This is a genomic window from Brevundimonas sp. AVps7 (genome assembly GCF_058681545.1).
This window is the reverse complement of sequence record NZ_CM178742.1, coordinates 2,966,956-2,984,088: the sequence shown is the minus strand read 5'-3', so window position 1 is coordinate 2,984,088 and position 17,133 is coordinate 2,966,956. Positions and strand designations below refer to the sequence as shown.

Below are 17,133 nucleotides of genomic sequence, written 5' to 3'. Positions count from 1 at the left end.
TCGATCGGCCGGAGGACAGGCTCAGCCTCGCTGCTTGAGCGCGCCTGACCTGCCGCTGCTAGGGGGCCTGGAGCCGTTCCACGGTCAGGTTGCCGTTGGTGTAGACGCAGATGTCCGCCGCGATGGCCATTGCGCGGCGGGCGACGGCCTCGGCGTCCAGGTCGGTGTTGTCCATCAGGGCGCGAGCGGCGGCCAAGGCGTAGTTGCCGCCGGAGCCCACGGCCGCGACGCCGTACTCCGGCTCGAGCACGTCGCCGACGCCGGTGACGGTAAAGATGGCGTCCTTGTCGGCGACCAGCAGCATGGCCTCGAGCCGCCGCAGGTAGCGGTCGGTGCGCCAGTCCTTGGCCAGGTCGACGCAGGCGCGGGCCAGCTGGTCCGGATACTGCTCCAGCTTGGCCTCCAGCCGCTCGATCAGGGTGAAGGCGTCCGCCGTGGCGCCGGCGAAGCCGGCCAGCACCTTGCCGCCCGCCAGTGTGCGGACCTTGCGCGCCGCGCCCTTGACGATGGTGGCGCCCATCGAGACCTGGCCGTCGCCTGCGATGACGGTCCGACCGTCCTTGCGGACCGCCAGAATGGTGGTGCCGTGCCAGTCGGGGAAGTTGCTCGAAGTCTGGTTCATTCCCGTCAGATGGCGACCGAAATACGGCGAGACAAGGCGAAAGCTTTGCAAAAACAGTGTTCGCGGTTAGCCATATTTCCACCCATGTAACAGGTTACATGGACACAATCAGTCCCTCAGACCGACCTCAACGAGGATAAGCTTTGCTTTATCGCGTCATTATCGCTGCTGAAACCGTAGGTTCGACCGGTGTGTCGACCCTGTCGCTCGCGCAGATTCTCGGCGTGTCGGAGCGTAACAATCGCCGTGATCACATCACCAGCGGCCTGATGTTCCTCGATGGCTGGTGCCTGCATGGGATGGAAGGGCGCCGCGTGGACCTGGACCGCCTGCTGCGTCGCCTGTCCGAGGATCGTCGTCTGAAGAACCTGCGCGTCCTGATCGACAAGCCGATCGCCGAACGGTCCTTCACCGAAACGATGACCCTGTGCGACAACCCCCGGGGCGTCCTGGCCGCCATGCATATGTCCGATCTGGCCGGGATCACCGGCTATCAGGCCGAGCAGATCGTGGAACTGAAACAGGCGGCGTGACGTCGGAGCCCGTCGCGCCTAACTGAGGCGCATGAATTTCTCCCCCGAAGAGGTCGAGCGCTACGCACGCCACCTGGTCCTGTCGGAGGTCGGCGGACCAGGCCAGCAGAGGCTGAAGGCCGCGACCGTGGTCATCGTGGGCGCGGGCGGGGTGGGCTCACCGGCGGCGCTGTATCTGGCCGCAGCGGGCGTCGGGACGCTGCGCATCATCGACGGCGACGTCGTCTCCCTGTCCAACCTCCAGCGCCAGATCCTGTTCGACACGGCCGACATCGATCGGCCGAAGGTCGAGGCGGCGGCCGGGCGGCTGGAGGCGATCAATCCCCATGTCCGCGTCGAGGCGCTGAACCATTCGCTGACGGCGGACAACGCCGCGTCGGTCATCGCCGGCGCGGACGCGGTGCTGGACGGGACTGACGATTTCGAGACGCGTCATCTGGTCAACGCGGCCTGCGTGTCAGCCGGGATTTCGCTGGTCTCCGGCGCGCTCGGTCGCTGGACGGGCCAGGTGGGGGCTTTCGCCGGCAAGCCCTGTTACCGGTGCCTGGTGCCGGAAAGCCCGCCGGACGCCGAGACCTGCGCCCGCGTTGGCGTCATCGGCGCCTTGGCCGGGGTGATCGGGGCCATGGCGGCGCTGGAGGCGATCAAGCTGATCACCGGCGCGGGCGAACCCCTGACCGGTCGCCTGATGCTCTACGACGGTCTTGCGGCGACCAGCCGGACGGTGACGGTCACGGCGGACCCGGCCTGTCCGGTCTGCGGGGGTCGTCCAGCCTAGACGAAGAAGGGGCGCACGATGGCTCGTGCGCCCCTTCTCTCAGTCTCGAAGGCGCGGTGCGCCTATTCCGGACGCGTGCGCTTCTTGCGGAACGACGGGTTCAGCGTCTGCTTGCGCAGGCGGATGGACTTCGGCGTCACCTCCACCAGCTCGTCGTCGGAGATGTAGGCGATGGCCTGTTCCAGCGACATCTGGCGCGGCGGGGTCAGGCGCACGGCCTCATCCTTGCCGGAGGCGCGGACGTTGGTCAGCTGCTTGCCCTTGATCGGGTTGACGTCGAGGTCGTCCCAGCGCGCGTTCTCGCCGATGATCATGCCTTCATAGGTCTTCTCGCCGGCGCCGACGAACATGACCCCGCGGTCTTCCAGGTTCCACAGGGCGAAGGCAGCGGTTTCGCCGTCCGAGTTGGAGATCAGCACGCCCTTCAGACGGCCGGCGATGTCGCCCTTGTAGGCTTCGTAGTGGCTGAACACGCGGTTCAGCACGCCCGAACCGCGCGTGTCGGTCAGGAACTCGCCCTGATAGCCGATCAGCGAGCGGGACGGGGCCTTCAGGCTGATGCGGGTCTTGCCGGCGCCCGACGGACCCATGTCGGTCATCTCGGCCTTGCGGGCCGATAGTTTCTCGATGACGACGCCCGAGAACTCGTCGTCGACGTCGATCATGACGTCCTCGATCGGCTCCAGCTTCTCGCCGTTCGGACCTTCCTGGAACACCACGCGCGGACGCGAGATCGAGACCTCGAAGCCTTCGCGGCGCATGTTTTCGATCAGCACGCCCAGCTGCAGTTCGCCCCGTCCGGCGACCTCATAGGCGTCGCCGCCTTCGGTCGTGGTGACGCGGATGGCGACGTTGGCCTCGGCTTCCTTGAGCAGGCGATCGCGGATGACGCGCGACTGGACCTTGTCGCCTTCGCGACCGGCCAGCGGGCTGTCGTTGACCGAGACGGTCATGGAGATGGTCGGCGGGTCGATGGGTTGAGCGGGAAGCGCGTCGGTGACTTCCATGGCGCACAGGGTGTCGGCCACGGTCGCCTTGGACATGCCGGCGATGGCGACGATGTCGCCCGCCTCCGAACCTTCGTCCAGGGCCGTGCGCTTCAGGCCGCGGAAGGCCAGAACCTTGGTGATGCGGCCGCGTTCGATTTCCTTGCCTTCGCGGTCCAGGGCGTGGATCGCCATGCCGGGGACAGCCTTGCCGCTCTCGATACGGCCGGTGAGGATGCGACCCAGGAACGGATCGGACTCGATCAGCACGTTCAGGATCTGGAACGGCTTGTCCTTGTTCGCCTGAACCTTGGGCGGCGGGACGTGGTCGACGATCAGGTCGAACAGGGGCGCCAGGTTGTCGTTGGGCTGGTTCAGATCCAGCGTCGCCCAGCCGTTGCGGCCCGAGGCGTAGATGTGCGGGAAGTCGAGCTGCTCGTCCGTCGCGCCGATGGCGGCGAACAGGTCGAAGGTCTCGTTGTGGACGCGGTCCGGATCGGCGTGGGCGCGATCGACCTTGTTGATGCAGAGAATCGGACGCAGGCCCATCTTCAGGGCCTTGGTCAGCACGAACTTGGTCTGGGGCATGACGCCCTCTTCGGCGTCCACCAGGATGACGCAGCCGTCCACCATGCCCAGGATGCGCTCGACCTCGCCGCCGAAGTCGGCGTGGCCCGGGGTGTCGATGATGTTGATGCGCGTCTCGCCCGCCTTGCCGTTCCAGAGCACCGAGGTGCACTTGGCCAGGATGGTGATGCCGCGTTCCTTCTCCTGATCGTTGGAGTCCATCGCGCGTTCGGTCTGGGCCTCATTGGCTCGGAAGACGCCGGACTGGGCCAGGAGTTGGTCCACCAGGGTCGTTTTGCCGTGGTCGACGTGGGCGATGATGGCGACGTTGCGAAGGTTCATTCTGTTTCAATGCGAATAGGCGGCCGACAATGCGGTGGCCGCTCGTTAGAGGCGTCATGCGGGGAGCGCGCGCCTCATACAGGCTGGGCGGCGGAAAGACCATAGCGACCCAAGATGGCGACCGTTTGACAGTGTGCCGGTCGGGGAGCAGCGTTCGCATCTTGGCTTTGGGAGCGAGTGGATGAAGCGTTTGATCGTGGCGGGCGCCGTCGCCCTGATGTGCGCCGGCGGGGCGGCGGGGGCTCAGGAGGACGCGATGTCTCCGGCCGAGATCGTCGCGGCGCGTCAGGCGGCCCTGATGATGTCCGGCGTGACCATGGGTTCGATCAAGGCGGCCCTGGACGCCGGGGCGCCGGCCCAGTCAATGGGCTTCAGCTCGGCGGCCCTGACCCGCTGGGCACGCGCCCTGCCGGGAATGTTCCCGGCCGGCACCGGCCCGGACGCCCTCGGCGCCGCGACCAAGGCCAAACCCGAAATCTGGACAGACCGCGCAGGCTTCGAGGCGAAGGCCGGCGACTATGCCGCCGCCGCCGCGCGTCTGCAGGAACTGATCGCCGCCGGCGACACGGCCGGCGCCCAGGCGCAGTTCATGGTCGTTCGGGCGTCGTGCCAGTCCTGCCACGACGCCTACCGGACGTAAGACAAGGATCGTGTCCGGCTGGAAGAAGGGGCGGGGCGCGCTGGGTCCGCTCGCGCCGCTGATCGGGGCATGGGTGACGACGGGCGCGGGGGAGGGCACGACCCCCGCCCACGGAATGTCGTGCAGCCGCGCATTTTCCGCCTTCGGCAAGGACTGGATCCGTCTGGAGGCGGAATGGCGGATGGGCGACCGGCCGCCCTACCGCGAGGTCGCCCTGTTCGGGACGGACGAGGAAGGGACGCTGGCGTTCCACTCCTTCACCAACGACGGCAAGCGGTCGACCGGGCGGCTGACGGACGGAACCGACGTCCATTCGGACGCCGTCGCCTTCGAGGCGCAGATGAAGGCCGGGCTGGCGCGCATGGTCTACTGGCCGCGCGACGACGGACAGCCCGGCTTCCACTTCACCGTCGAGAGTCGGGTCAAGGCCGGCTGGAAGCGGTTCCTGACCCAGACCTTCGCGCCCGAAGCCTAGGCTCAGACCTTGGCCGAGCGGCTGCGGATCCAGGCGTAGAGCGCGAGCGTCAGGACGGCGAACACCGCGATCCCCGACAGCATGGCCGGCCAGGTCGAGCCTTCCGGCAGCATGGCGAAGGGCGCATCATTGCCGGTGGCGACGATGACCCCGGCGGTCATGACCAGGAACAGGCTTTCGCCCACAATCAGGCCCGAGGCCAGCAAGACGCCCATGCGACGCCCGACGTCGGCGAAGCGGGTGGTCTTGATCGCCTTGTCGTAGAACCAGCCGCAGACGGCGCCGATCACCAGCATCGTGGTCACGGCGGCCGGCAGGTAGAAGCCGATGCCGACGGCCAGAGGCGGCAGTTTCACCTTGCCCTTGGTCGAGGCGTTCAGGACGGCGTCCAGGATGATGATGACCACGCCGATCACCGCGCCGATGCCGATCAGATCCCAGCGCAGGTCGCCGCCAATGACGCCGCGCGCCAGGGCCGAGATCAGGGTCGCCTGAGGGGCCGCCAGAGGTTCGTCGGCGATGCCGGCCGGTCCGCCCTCGAAGCCGAAGGCCTTGTTCAGCAGGTTGAGGATCAGGGGGATGACGATGGCGCCGGCGACGACGCCGACGATCAGGGCCGTCTGCTGACGCCAGGGCGTGGCCTGGACCAACTGGCCGGTCTTGAGGTCCTGAAGATTGTCGTTGGCGATGACCGCGACCGCGAACACGACAGCCGTCACGATCAGGGCGAAGGCTACGACCGAGGGATCGGCGGGCAGGCCGGCGATGGCCAGGACGCCCAGCATCAGCACCGACGCGATGACGATGGCCAGGATGCCGACGCCCGACACCGGGCTGTTGGACGAGCCGATCAGGCCGGCCATGTAGCCGCAGATGGCGGCCACGGCGAAACCGATCAGGACGACATAGATCAGGCCGCCCGCGACCAGCAGGACGGTCGACCCGGCGAGCGTCGGATTGCTGTTGGCGAAGAAGGCCAGGATCCCGCCGATGCCGATCAGGCAGGCGACCGACAGGCCGGCGACGATATTGATCGGAATGTCCTGCTCGGTGCGGTCGAGAATCTCGCCGGCGTTACGGCGGCGGTTGGCGGCGAGCGCCGAGGTCAGCCCGCCGATCAGCGGGCCGGCCAGTTTGATCAGGGTCCAGATGGCGGCGACGCCGATGACGCCGGCGCCCATGAACCGCACCTCCCGTCGCCAGACGGTCGAGGCGAGCTCCTCGGCGCTCACGCCGGCCGGCAGGGTGGTGGCGATGGAGGGAATGCCGTTGGCCGTCAGCCAGGCGATGGTGTCGGGGCTGGTCAGGATCGGCACGGCGATACCCCAGGCCAGCAGCAGCCCGAACGCCTGGGCCAGACCCACGGTCAGGCCGATCAGGTGGCCGGCGCCCAGAAGCGCGAACTGCATGCCGAAGCCCATGCCCGTCGCGCCGCCGCCGAGGGCGGCGGGCAGCTTGATGAACTTGGCCGCTTCGCCGGCGAAGACGCGACCGGCGACCAGAAGGGCGTAACCGGCCGAGATCAACGAACCGACAATGACGATCAGCAGGCCGGCCTTGTTCTCGCGCACGGCGCTGTCGGTCTGTTCGGCTCCGCGCGAGCCGACGGTCAGGACCTCGGCGGCGGCGACGCCTTCCGGATAGGGCAGGCCCGCGTCGACCACGAGGGCGCGGCGCAGCGGGATGGAGAAGGTGACGCCCAGCACGCCGCCGAAGACGCAGATCAGCACCGATTCCCAGAACGGAAACTCAAGCCACCAGCCGACCATGACCAGGCCGGGCAGGACGAAGATGATCGAGCTCATGGCCCCGCCGACCGAGGCCACGGTCTGGACGGTCATGTTCTCCCAGATGGTGGAGGTCTTGAATGCCCGCAGGATGGCCATCGAGATGACCGCCGCCGGGATGGCCGAGGCGAAGGTCAGCCCGACCTTGAGGCCCAGATAGGTGTTGGCGGCGGTGAACACGACCGCCAGCAGGCAGCCCAGGATCAGCGCGCGTACAGTCAGTTCGACGCGCTTTGTCGGAGCGGCGGCGGGCGTATCGGTCATCAGGCGGTCCCCTCGAATATGCGCGAGACCTAATCCTGAAACGGCGCCGCTAGCAACGCTGCGGCGCCGAAGAGGTTAGCGTTGCACCCACTGGCCGGAAGCGTTGCGGTACCATTGCCCCGTCGAGATGCGCGGCAGGAGCTGGCTTTCGAACATCCGGGCGGCGGCGACCTCGGTGGAGGTGCCGACGTCGGCGGCGCTGGCGGCATAGACCCGACGGCGCGCGCTGTTGGTCGCGGCGACGGCGGTCTGCAGCTCGGGATCGGCCGAGGTGCGGACGCCCAGATAGCCATCGGCCTGTTCGCCGACGACGCCTTGCGCCTTGGCCGCATCGATCAGCGACTTCTGGGCCGGTGTCTGAGCCATCGCGGCGCCCGCGGCCACGCCCAGCGCGACGACGGCGGCGCCCAGAACGAAGTATTTGCGGAAGGTCATGGGAGGAGTCTTTTCCATCAGAACAGATTGGGGTTTTCGGCCAGCAGGTCCTGCAGCTCGCGATCCAGCCGCACGCGGACATCGGCGTCCAGCTTGGCGTAGATCTCGATCGGCGCGACCTCCAGACGAATGGTCGGGGTGCATGCGCCCAGCATGGCCGAGGCGGCGAGCGCCAGGAGGCCCAGGCGGGCGATACGGTTCTGTGGCGGGGTCATGCTGCGGTCTCCGGAGACTTCAACGCTTTAACTGGCGTGAGGGATGCGCCTCGTGGTGTGAACGGGCTCTGAACGGTCAAGGCTGTTCCTCGTCAGGACTTCCATTGCGCGCCCGATTGACGGCCAACAGGTCGGAAACGAGCTGGTTCAGGTTCAAGGTCGTGTCGAGCGTCAGGTTGATCCCCGTCCCCGACGGCAAGGGCAGGGTCCGGTTCAGGAACTCCCGGCTGATCAGCTCGGACAGGGACAGACGCAGCTCCTGACGCTGCGGCGGGTCGTGGCGGCCGACGATGTGGAAGCGCACGCCCAAGCGGCCCGCATCCTGGCTGTCGACGTCGGCGGTCAGGGTGTCGAAGGCCAGGTTCTCCATCGCCTGATAGGCCAGATCCTCGACGGTGTTGGGCGGCACCTCGCCGCCGCCGCCCGCCTCCAGATCCGACAGGGCCTCGCGCGCAATCGACAGCCGACCCGGCTGCGCGGCGTAGAGGGTCCCGCCGGCGATTCGCACGCCCGTGTCGGGATCTGAGGTGAAGGGAAGGCGGCCGGACACCACGGCGTCCAGCTTGACCCGGTCGCCGAAGCCGGAGCCGGCGATCAGTTCGCCCAGCTGCACCCGGTCCAGCACGATCACGCCGGAGAAGGGCCGGCGATCCAGCGGGACGGAGAAGGGCTCGACGCTGACCGTGCCGCCCGCCGCGCGGATTTCTCCGCCGGCCACGCTGATCGCGGCCTTGTCCAGCGAGAAGGTCAGGTCAAGTTCGGTGAAGTCGGCGACCGATTCCAGGGTCGCAATCCGCAACGTCTGGCCCGGCGCCGTGGTCAACGGCGCCAGATTGGTGAAGTCGATGGTCCCGCTCAGACCCTTCACAGCCCCGGCCGGGCTGACGAAGTCGATCCCCGGGATGACCAGACGGCCGGAACTCGTGCCCTCGGGCAGATCGTCGCTCCAGCCAAGGCGGCCGTTGAACGAGGCCGAACCGGTCGCAGGCGACTGAACGAAGTCGGCGGCCAGGGGGCTGAGGTCGGCGGGCTGGAGGCCGCCTTCGGCGAAGACCAGCGACGGCGCGTCGATGACGATGCCGCCCTCGCCCGTCTTCCCGTCGTGGGCCAGGGTCAACTCACCGAGTACGACGTCGTTGCGGGCCAGGTCGAAGACGCCGCCCCACGTCTCGTCCGCAAGCGTCGCAGAGCCGGAAGCGGTCAACGGATTGAACCGGCGAGGCCGGGTGGCGTCCTCGACATTCGCCGAGTCAATCGTCGCTTCCAGCCCCAGACCGGCCCGGGAACCCGTGGCGAACGCGACGCCCTGAACGTTGTCGAAGGTCATGGCCAGGAAGGGCGCCGAGGCCTTCACGTCGTCCAGCCTTCCGCCCGCCCGCCAGCGACCGTTCTCGGAGACGACCAGCGGCCCGCCCGAGGCGCACAGTCCACCAGACAGGTCCATGACGTCGTTCTCCTCCAGCTCCAGCCGCTCGGCGGTAAAGGTGAGGCAGTCGGAGGCGACATAGGTCAGGCGGCCCGCATTGGTCGCCAGCACGCCCCGGGTCTGGACGTTCAGCCCCCGCGCCAGGCCGAAGTCGAGCGCGGCCGTTCCGTCGAGCGTCGCCTCGAACCCGCCGGCGGTCAGCCGCCAATTGGGAATAGCGAAGGTCGCCTCGGGCAGGCCCTGTCCCCGCGTGGCGACGACATTCAGCGCCCCGCCGCCCCTCTCGCCGGGACGGGCGGCGAAGATCGGCGCGGCGACGGGGTTGATGGTGACGGCGCCGCCGTTCGCCGGGGTAAGTAGGGCCGCGCGGGGCAGGGTCACGGCCAGACCGGCGTCGCCGCTGGTCAGACGCAGGGCCGGAACGTCGAGGGCAAAGGCGCCGAGCGCCCGCTTCATCTCCGCCAGCTCCGGCACGTCGTCCGATGTCACCGGTCCGAACAGGGGCCAGGCGCCGCGCGCCGAGGCCAGCGATCCGGTCAGGACCAGGGCCGTCGGACGGCCGGAGGCGAAGTCGAGGTCGAACCGGCCGGTCGTCTGGTTCAGATTCAACGTGTCAAAGGACGCGCGGTCCAGACGCGCCGACAGGGGGCCGCTGGCCTCCACCGCTCCACCCGCGCCGCTCAAGGCCAGCCGTGACGAGGTCATGTCGGCCCCGGTCAGGACCAGATCGCCGGCCCGGCCGGATGCGGCGGCGACTCGAACCGGCCCTTCGTGGCTCCAGGACAGACCGTCGGCGCGGCGCAGCAGGGCGACGCGGGCGTCGGACGCCGTGATCTCCGTCGAGCGGGCAGACAGACCGGGCGCGGACAGGCTCGCGGCCCGCAGCCGCGTCGAGGTGGTTCCGTTGAAGGCGAGGGTCTCGATCCAGCCGCTGACCTGCCCGTTGGCGATCAGGGTCAGGACGGCGCCGGTCGTCGCCGCGTCTCCGACCGCCAGCCGGTCGCCGGACAGGGTCAGGTCGACGGCGGCGCGCCCGTCGCCGCGCCGGGTCTTCAGGTCGGGATAGGGCAGGTCGGCGGTCCCCGACAGGCGGGCGGTATCGCCGTTCAGTCCCGGCGCGGCGAACGCTTCCGCCGCCAGATCGACCTGCAGAGCCACCCGGTCACCGGTTGTGGTCAGGTCCAGTTCGCCGCCGAGCCCCCGCGCCTCGATCTCGCCGCTCTTCAGGGAGGCGGCGGGCATCCGCGCCGCCAGCCGCATCAGCTTGCCGTTGTCGATACGCGCATCGGCCAGCAGGGAGACGGGACCGTATTCCGTATCAAGCCTCAGCCGGCCGGTCTCGACGATGACGACCGGACCCCGGCTGTCGGGGCGGGGCGGGCGGCCTGTGAACTCCTCGATCAGCGGATCCAGAGAACCGAACGACAGCTTGCCGTCCTTCCAGCTGGCCCGCGCGACAGGGCGGACGAGGCGAATCCGGCTGGGCGTCACCCCGAGACCGGTCGAGGACCAGGGCAGGCCGAGGGCATAGTCGACCTCGACGCGCTGGATCGTCACGTCGGGATTGCTCTCGTCGCCGATGCGCACGCTGCCGACGAAACCGTTCAGCTCCAGACGCGCGATCTCGACGTCCGCCTCGATGCCGCGCTGGTCCAGCCAGCCGACCAGAATCTCCCGCGCCGCCGCCCGCCGGTTCAGCCATGCGACAGTGGCCAGCAGGGCGAGAACGATCAGCCCGACCGCCAGACCGATGCCGATTGCGCGCGTCAGGCGATGGCTGCGCCGGATTTTTCTCTCGGGAGGCGTATCGCTCATGCCCGGTGCTCCAGCCTGTGCCGGATAGGGACGGAAAGGCCGATGAGCATCCTCAAGGTGTTGCGCGGTGAAACAGCCGTGGCGGCCGTGCCACATTGAGTGGCGCCACGGTCACTTAGAGTGAAGGCGACACTGCGAGGGCCTCGCAATGATTCAGGAACGACAGCAGAGGCGACCATAGCTTGGCGATAGACTGTCCCGTGACCTGTCGAAATACCCAAAAGCGCCTCGAATTACCGACCCGCTTCACTGCGGTTAATCATTTGTAACGACCCGTCTTCCCATCATGCGACCCACAAGGTATAGGACGCGCTTCGTGACCGGGGGGACTTGGGCGCGAACCTTGCTTTGAGTGTGATTGGGCGCCGCGTGGCGTCGTTTTCTGCCGGGGACCGATGGCCCAGTTCGATCCGCGACGCCAGCCGATGCGTTTCGCTCCGCACCTCCTGACCGCCGCCGCCGCCGTCACGGTGGCCATGCTGGCGGGACGAGTCTACCAACCCGCGCAGGCCGAAGTCGTTCCCGAACTGACTGCTCTTCAGGTCGCCTCGCTGGAGGCCCGCGCGTTCGACGCAGCCGGGACCCCCGCCGGTCTGACCGCTCCAGAAGCCATTCCCGTCCAGATCCGTCGCGGCGAGACCTTTGAACAGGCCGTCCGCCGCACCGGCATCGGCGCCGCCGACGCCTCGGCCGTCGCCGCCACCCTCTCCAACGCGTTCGACCTGTCGCAGATGCGCGCCGGTCTGCGGTTCGAAACCGCCATCGCCCGTCCGCGCGGGGGCCGCGGCGACGCCCGCCTGATCGGCCTGACGATGCGCACCGGCCCTGCCAGCCAGCTGACCGTGTCGCGCAGCTTCGACGGCGCCCTGCGCCTGCGCGCTCTGGAAGAGCGGGTCACGCACGAGACCGTCGTCCTCAAGGGCGAGGTTCACGGCTCCCTCTCGGCCACTGCCCAGCGCATGGGGGCGGACGCCGCCATCCGCCGCAAGGCCAACCAGTTGTTCTCCCACAAGCTGGACCTCGAGCGTGACGTGCGCGCCTCCGACGAGTTCACCCTGGTCTTCGGCCGGACGGTGACCGAGAACGGTCGCACGGTGGACACCGACGAACTGCTCTACGCCGAGCTCAAGGGCGTGGTCTTCTATCGCTACCAGCCCGCCGGCGCCCGCGAGGCCCAGTATTACGACGCCACCGGCAAGAACATGCGCTCCTCGATGATGCGCACCCCTCTGGACCGCGCGGCCCGCGTGTCGTCGAGCTTCGGTTTCCGGGTCCACCCGATTTCCGGCTATCGCAAGATGCACCAGGGCATCGACTTCGCCGCCGGCACCGGCACGCCGATCGTCGCCCCCTCGGACGGCGTCGTCGTCGAGGCGCGTCGCTGGGGCGGCTACGGCAACTGGTTGCGCATCCGTCACGCCAACGGCCTCGAGTCGGGCTACGGCCACCTCTCGCGCTACGGCGCAGGAATCCGCGCCGGTCAGCGCGTGTCCCAGGGCCAGGTTGTCGCCTATGTCGGTTCGACCGGCGCCTCGACCGGTCCGCACCTGCACTATGAAATCTGGCGCAACGGCCAGCGGATCAATCCGTCCGGCATCCGGATGGACGAATCCACCGTCCTCGCCGGCGCCGACCTGGCCGGCTTCCGCGCCGAAAAGGCCCGGATCGACCGCATCATCGCCGCCGGCGGCGAGCGTCGCCCGACGGTGCTTCAGGCCAATGTCGAAGGCCTGCGTCCCGCGGCCCGCGCGACCTAGAGGCTTCTGAGGCGCTCCACCGCATCGACCAGCCGCGCCAGATCGCGCGGCGTCGACAGCCGGTGATCGCCGCCCTCGACCAGATCCAGCGTCACGTCGCCGCCGGTCAGGCGCTCGACCAGGGCCAGGGCATGCGCTTGCGGTACGGTCTCATCGGCGCGTCCCTGAAGGATGTGCACAGGCGCCGCGATCGGAATGGCCGCGTCCAGCAGCAGCCAGTCGCGCGCCTCCTCGAACATCCGGCCGGTCAGGACGTATTCCCCCAGCCCCGCCTCGACGATCAGCGCCTCGCCGTCGCGCAGGATCGACTGGCGCACATGGTCGTCCAGCGACGGCCACATCAGTCGTTCGGTGAAGTCCTGGGCCGGGTTGACCAGCACCAGTCCGTACATCCGTTCCGGACGCGCGAGCGCCAGCAGCAGAGCGACCCAGCCGCCCATCGACGAGCCGACCAGTATGACCGGGCCTTCCAGACTGTCGATCAGGGCGATGGCGTCCTCGCGCCAGCGTCCGATGGTGGCCTGACGCCAGTCGCCCGAGGACTGACCGTGGGCGAAATGGTCATACCGGACGTAGGACCAGCCGCGTTCCTGCGCCGCCGCCTCCAGGGCTAGGGCTTTGGTCCCCTCCATGTCCGACCGGAACCCGCCGATCCAGACGATGGTCGGGCCGGATCCGGTAATGCGCCTGTAGGCGAGGGTCTCGCCGTCAGGACGATTTAAAATCGATATTTTATAATTGACAGTCAAAATTATTCTACCTTATATAGTTTTATTCTGACCTAGGAGATTAGGCGTGGGCATTGAGACATACGACGATCTGGCGGCAGCGGTGACATCAGGCGAGGGGGTGTTCACCCTAAAGATGGGCGAGCTTCGTGATATCCACGGAGCCGGAAAACTCGGAGTTCACGTTGTAACGAACATCAGCGAAGCTTTGGACCATCGGGGGCTCAGTCATTATCCTGACCCGCTCCCGCAAAACCAATGGGAGCATGCGAGAATTTACAAACGCGGCACAACGGTCGGTGACTTCATCAAGGCGACCTTGAGCCTCGACAGCGCGGAGCCTGACAAAAAGCTGCGCGAGTTGGCCGCGAACAAATCGGACTCGGTACTCAAGAAAATTCGCGAGTTGGTTTGCGACTAAATTGACATGCCAAAGTCCAACAAGGTCCTGTTCGTCACCTCCAACCGCATTGGCGACTGCGTCATCTCGTCGGGCATCCTGCGCGAGATCGCACGTCAGGTTCCGGGGGCGCAGATCACCGTCGCCTGCGGCCGCCCGCCCGCGCCCTTCTTCCGCTCGGCGCCCGGCGTCGAACGGGTCATCGTGCTCGACAAGAAGAAGGCCGCCGGACATTGGCTGGACCTGTGGCGTCAGGTCTTAGGGACGCACTGGGCTCTCGTCATCGACATCCGTGGTTCGGCTCTCGCCTACCTGCTCAATGCCGACCGGCGCATCGTCTACAACCGGCGCTGGGAGACCGGCCTGCCCAAGGTCGAGATGATCTCACGCCTGATGGGCTCCGGGGCGCCGCTCGAGCCCGAACTCTTCATCGACGACCGCGCCCGCGCCGAGGCCGCCGCCGTCATCGACCCCGCGCTCTCCACCGCCCCCGGCCCCATCATGGCGCTCGCCCCCATCGCCCATCAGCCGGGCAAGAGCTGGCCCGCCGACCGCTGGGGCCAGTTGGTTGAGCTGCTCAAGGCCGACCCCCGCTTCGCCGGCTGGCGCTTCATGCCCGTCGGCGGACCCGGCGACCGGCCGCCCGCGACTCCCGCGCTTGAAGCCGCCGGACCCCTCGCCATCGACTTCGTGGGCAAGGGCGACATCCTGGCCTCGGCCGCCGCCATCGACCGCGCCGCCCTGTTCGTCGGCAACGATTCCGGCCTCATGCATGTGGCCGCCGCCGCCGGAAAGCCGACGCTCGGCCTGTTCGGCCCGACCGAGTGGTGGCTCTATGGCCCGCGCGGTCCGCGCACCGCTATGGCCGCCTCCAACCCGGTCCGGGGAGAGTTCGCGCCGATCGAGGCCCTGACCACCCAGCGTGTCTTCGAGGCCGTGATCGCGCTCCATGACGTCTGGATCGGGGCGGACGCCGCCGCCAAGCCTTGAAGAACGGGCGTTTCGGGCGCATATAGCCCGCCTTGGGGAACGCGGCGGAGCGCCGTGCGCTGACCCCTGCAAGACTACCGACTCCTGGAAACACAAGGAAACGACGCCCATTCGCCGTCCGATGAACCAGCCGCCCACCAAGGACGGCCCGCCCATGAACCAAGACATCCGCGCCCCTCGCGTTCTGCTCATCGACCAGAACGGCGAGAAGCAGGGTGTCATGCCGACCTCCGCCGCTCTGGAGGCCGCCGAGGAGGCGGGCATGGATCTGGTTCAGATCGTCTCGACGTCGGAGCCGCCCGTCGCCAAGATTCTCGACTACGGCAAGTTCCGCTTCCAGGAGCAGAAGAAGAAGGCCGAGGCCCGCAAGCGCCAGAAGGTCGTCGAGCTGAAAGAGATCAAGCTCCGCCCGAACATCGACGTCCACGACTATGAGGTGAAGGCCAAGGCCATGCACCGCTTCTTCGACGAGGGCGACAAGGTCAAGGTGACCCTGCGCTTCCGTGGTCGCGAGATGGCCCACCCCGAACTGGGCATGAAGCTGTTGAACAAGGTCCAGGCCGATTTCGACGAGATCGCCAAGGTCGAATACGCCCCGCGTATGGAAGGCCGCCAGATGATCATGATCCTGGCGCCGAAGTAACAACCGGGCTCAAGTAGCGCGACTGCGCGATAGCCCAGCAAGAATGAACGCCCCGGTTCGCCGGGGCGTTTTGCGTTCAGGCCGCTTCCGCCTCGACCGCCGGCTGTGACCCCAGGGCCAGGCGCATGGCGTTCAGCAGGGCGTCGGGCTGGATCGGCTTCTGGGCCACGCCGTTCATGCCAGCGGCGACATACTCCACCTCATCACGCGGATCGGCGTTGGCGGTCAGGGCCAGGATCGGGGTTCGGCCAGCCGCGCCGGGCAGGCGACGGATGGCCCGGCTCGCGGCGACCCCGTCCATCACCGGCATCTTGATGTCCATCAGGATCAGGTCGAACGACCGGATCGACGCGGCTTCCAGCGCCTCGGCTCCGTTCTCGGCCGTCTCGTGGGTGCAACCGAACATTTCCAGCAGACGGGTGGCGACGAACCGGTTGGTCGCGTTGTCGTCAGCGACCAGCACGTGCAGCGTCTCGTGCGGCGTCGGCTCGGCCAGGGGCCTGGCCGCGGCGCGCATCTCGGGACCGCAGTCGGGCAGGTCCAGCGTGAACCGGAACCGTGCCCCGCCCTGGGGCGAACGGGCCAGGCCGATCGTCCCGCCCATTCGCTCGACAATCTGGCGACAGATGGCCAGACCCAGTCCGGCGCCGGCGCCCTCGCGCCCCGCCTGCCCAGTGTTGAACGGCTCGAAGATGGTCGCGGCCGCATCGTCCGGCACGCCCGGACCACTGTCGTCGACGATCGCGTCCAGCCGAACCAGGCCGTCGATCCGGCGGGTGGCCAGGGACACGACGACCTCCCCGACCTGGGTAAACTTCAGCGCATTGCCGATCAGGTTGTTGAGCAGTTGCTTGATCCGCATGGCGTCAGCCATGACCCAGTCGGCGGCCTCGGCGTCGCAGGCGACGGTCAGGATCAGCCCCTTTTCCTCAGCGCGCGGCCGCCACAGGGCCTCCAGATCGGCGCCCACGCCGTCGATGCGCAGGGGCGCGGGATCGATGCTCAGGATACCGGCCGAGGCCCGCGACATATCCAGCGCGTCGGTCAGCAGCCTCAACAGTGTCTGGCCGGAGTCCAGGATGGTCTCGACGTGCTGCCGCAGCTCCGGTTGTTCGAGTTTCCTCTGCAGCAGGCCGGCGACGCCCAGCACCCCGTTCAGCGGCGTGCGGATCTCGTGGCTCATCACCGCCAGGAATTCGGATTTGGCGCGGCTGGAGGCCCGGGCCTCTGCCTCTGCGATCGCCAGGTTCCGCGCCAGCAGGCCCATTTCCTCGGCCTTGCTGCGATACAGGGCCGCGCCCGCCTGCAGAATCTGCACGCCGGCGCCCACGCCGACATAGAGGCCGTTCTCGACGACGATGAAGCCCCGGAGCAGCATGTTCATCTCTGCGGCGTCGACCGTGCGGAAGAAGGTCTCGGCGCTGGCGCTCGCCTCGGCATAGGGCGGGTTGCCATCCATCAGGCTCGACACCGGACGCCGCGCATAGAGGGCGCGCCCGAACTCGGCGGCCATCTTGAGGGTGAAGGCGTTGCGCTCGATCAGGCCCAGCGGGCGACCCTCCTCATCGACGACGGCGATGGCCAGGGTGTTCGGCTCGGCCTGGAACCGGTCGAACACGACCGACCCCGGCGTCTCGGGCGAGACGGGCTCCACCGCATCCACATAGTCGCCGATCCGGGCCATGACCTCTCCTGTCCTGGTGGTGAGCGATAGCCGTCGGGACTTAATG

Annotated in this window: 16 protein-coding genes; 8 read left to right on the top strand and 8 right to left on the bottom strand. The window is 68.0% G+C overall.

What is annotated here, in order from left to right; translation table 11 throughout:
- Window positions 1-58: 58 nt before the first annotated feature.
- Window positions 59-622 (bottom strand): ATP-dependent protease subunit HslV, encoded by a 564-nt coding sequence (gene hslV / locus ACW17Y_RS14885; RefSeq protein WP_492036449.1) that lies wholly within the window; start codon window positions 620-622, stop codon window positions 59-61.
- A gap of 143 nt (window positions 623-765) precedes the next feature.
- Between hslV and ACW17Y_RS14880 the strand changes: the two genes are divergently transcribed.
- Both ACW17Y_RS14880 and ACW17Y_RS14875 read left to right on the top strand, forming a co-directional pair.
- Window positions 766-1,155, top strand: a complete 390-nt coding sequence (locus ACW17Y_RS14880; RefSeq protein ID WP_492036448.1) for a BLUF domain-containing protein — start codon at window positions 766-768, stop codon at window positions 1,153-1,155.
- Window positions 1,156-1,186: 31 nt separating this feature from the next.
- The gene (locus ACW17Y_RS14875; protein ID WP_492036447.1) at window positions 1,187-1,933 is read left to right on the top strand and encodes a HesA/MoeB/ThiF family protein; all 747 of its coding nucleotides are present in this window, start codon (window positions 1,187-1,189) and stop codon (window positions 1,931-1,933) included.
- Between the two features lie 62 nt (window positions 1,934-1,995).
- On the opposite strand, the gene typA is transcribed toward ACW17Y_RS14875, so the two are convergent.
- A complete protein-coding gene (gene typA / locus ACW17Y_RS14870; RefSeq protein ID WP_492036446.1) occupies window positions 1,996-3,828 on the bottom strand; it encodes a translational GTPase TypA in 1,833 nt (610 codons plus the stop codon).
- A gap of 181 nt (window positions 3,829-4,009) precedes the next feature.
- Here typA and ACW17Y_RS14865 point away from each other — a divergent pair, with 181 nt between their 5' ends.
- Entirely contained in the window at window positions 4,010-4,468 is a 459-nt protein-coding gene (locus ACW17Y_RS14865; protein WP_492036445.1) for a c-type cytochrome, read from the top strand.
- Between the two features lie 10 nt (window positions 4,469-4,478).
- On the top strand, window positions 4,479-4,943 hold the full coding sequence (locus tag ACW17Y_RS14860) for a hypothetical protein (protein ID WP_492036444.1): 465 nt from the start codon (window positions 4,479-4,481) through the stop codon (window positions 4,941-4,943).
- A 2-nt stretch (window positions 4,944-4,945) separates the two neighbouring features.
- Here the strand turns inward: ACW17Y_RS14860 and ACW17Y_RS14855 are convergent, their stop codons facing one another.
- The 4 genes from ACW17Y_RS14855 to ACW17Y_RS14840 form a co-directional block, all read right to left on the bottom strand.
- A complete protein-coding gene (locus ACW17Y_RS14855; RefSeq protein ID WP_492036443.1) occupies window positions 4,946-6,994 on the bottom strand; it encodes an OPT family oligopeptide transporter in 2,049 nt (682 codons plus the stop codon).
- Window positions 6,995-7,069: 75 nt separating this feature from the next.
- On the bottom strand, window positions 7,070-7,429 hold the full coding sequence (locus ACW17Y_RS14850) for a YdbL family probable chaperone protein (RefSeq protein ID WP_492036442.1): 360 nt from the start codon (window positions 7,427-7,429) through the stop codon (window positions 7,070-7,072).
- Window positions 7,430-7,446: 17 nt separating this feature from the next.
- On the bottom strand, window positions 7,447-7,644 hold the full coding sequence (locus tag ACW17Y_RS14845) for a YnbE family lipoprotein (protein WP_492036441.1): 198 nt from the start codon (window positions 7,642-7,644) through the stop codon (window positions 7,447-7,449).
- 76 nt (window positions 7,645-7,720) lie between these two features.
- Window positions 7,721-10,885, bottom strand: a complete 3,165-nt coding sequence (locus tag ACW17Y_RS14840; RefSeq protein WP_492036440.1) for an intermembrane phospholipid transport protein YdbH family protein — start codon at window positions 10,883-10,885, stop codon at window positions 7,721-7,723.
- A 395-nt stretch (window positions 10,886-11,280) separates the two neighbouring features.
- On the opposite strand from ACW17Y_RS14840, the gene ACW17Y_RS14835 reads away from it, so the two are divergent.
- Complete coding sequence (locus tag ACW17Y_RS14835) at window positions 11,281-12,642, top strand: M23 family metallopeptidase (protein ID WP_492036439.1); 1,362 nt, start codon at window positions 11,281-11,283, stop codon at window positions 12,640-12,642.
- On the opposite strand, the gene ACW17Y_RS14830 is transcribed toward ACW17Y_RS14835, so the two are convergent.
- Window positions 12,639-13,391, bottom strand: a complete 753-nt coding sequence (locus tag ACW17Y_RS14830; protein WP_492036438.1) for an alpha/beta fold hydrolase — start codon at window positions 13,389-13,391, stop codon at window positions 12,639-12,641. The genes ACW17Y_RS14835 and ACW17Y_RS14830 overlap by 4 nt on opposite strands.
- A 46-nt stretch (window positions 13,392-13,437) precedes the next feature.
- On the opposite strand from ACW17Y_RS14830, the gene ACW17Y_RS14825 reads away from it, so the two are divergent.
- The 3 genes from ACW17Y_RS14825 to infC all read left to right on the top strand — a co-directional run bounded on the left by ACW17Y_RS14825 (window position 13,438) and on the right by infC (window position 15,403).
- Window positions 13,438-13,791, top strand: a complete 354-nt coding sequence (locus ACW17Y_RS14825) for a hypothetical protein (protein WP_492036437.1) — start codon at window positions 13,438-13,440, stop codon at window positions 13,789-13,791.
- A 6-nt stretch (window positions 13,792-13,797) separates the two neighbouring features.
- On the top strand, window positions 13,798-14,760 hold the full coding sequence (locus ACW17Y_RS14820) for a glycosyltransferase family 9 protein (protein ID WP_492036436.1): 963 nt from the start codon (window positions 13,798-13,800) through the stop codon (window positions 14,758-14,760).
- 121 nt (window positions 14,761-14,881) lie between these two features.
- Window positions 14,882-15,403, top strand: coding sequence for a translation initiation factor IF-3 (gene infC, locus ACW17Y_RS14815; protein ID WP_269515112.1), 522 nt, complete (start codon window positions 14,882-14,884; stop codon window positions 15,401-15,403).
- Between the two features lie 76 nt (window positions 15,404-15,479).
- On the opposite strand, the gene ACW17Y_RS14810 is transcribed toward infC, so the two are convergent.
- The gene (locus tag ACW17Y_RS14810) at window positions 15,480-17,087 is read right to left on the bottom strand and encodes an ATP-binding protein (RefSeq protein ID WP_492036435.1); all 1,608 of its coding nucleotides are present in this window, start codon (window positions 17,085-17,087) and stop codon (window positions 15,480-15,482) included.
- Window positions 17,088-17,133 lie beyond the last annotated feature (46 nt).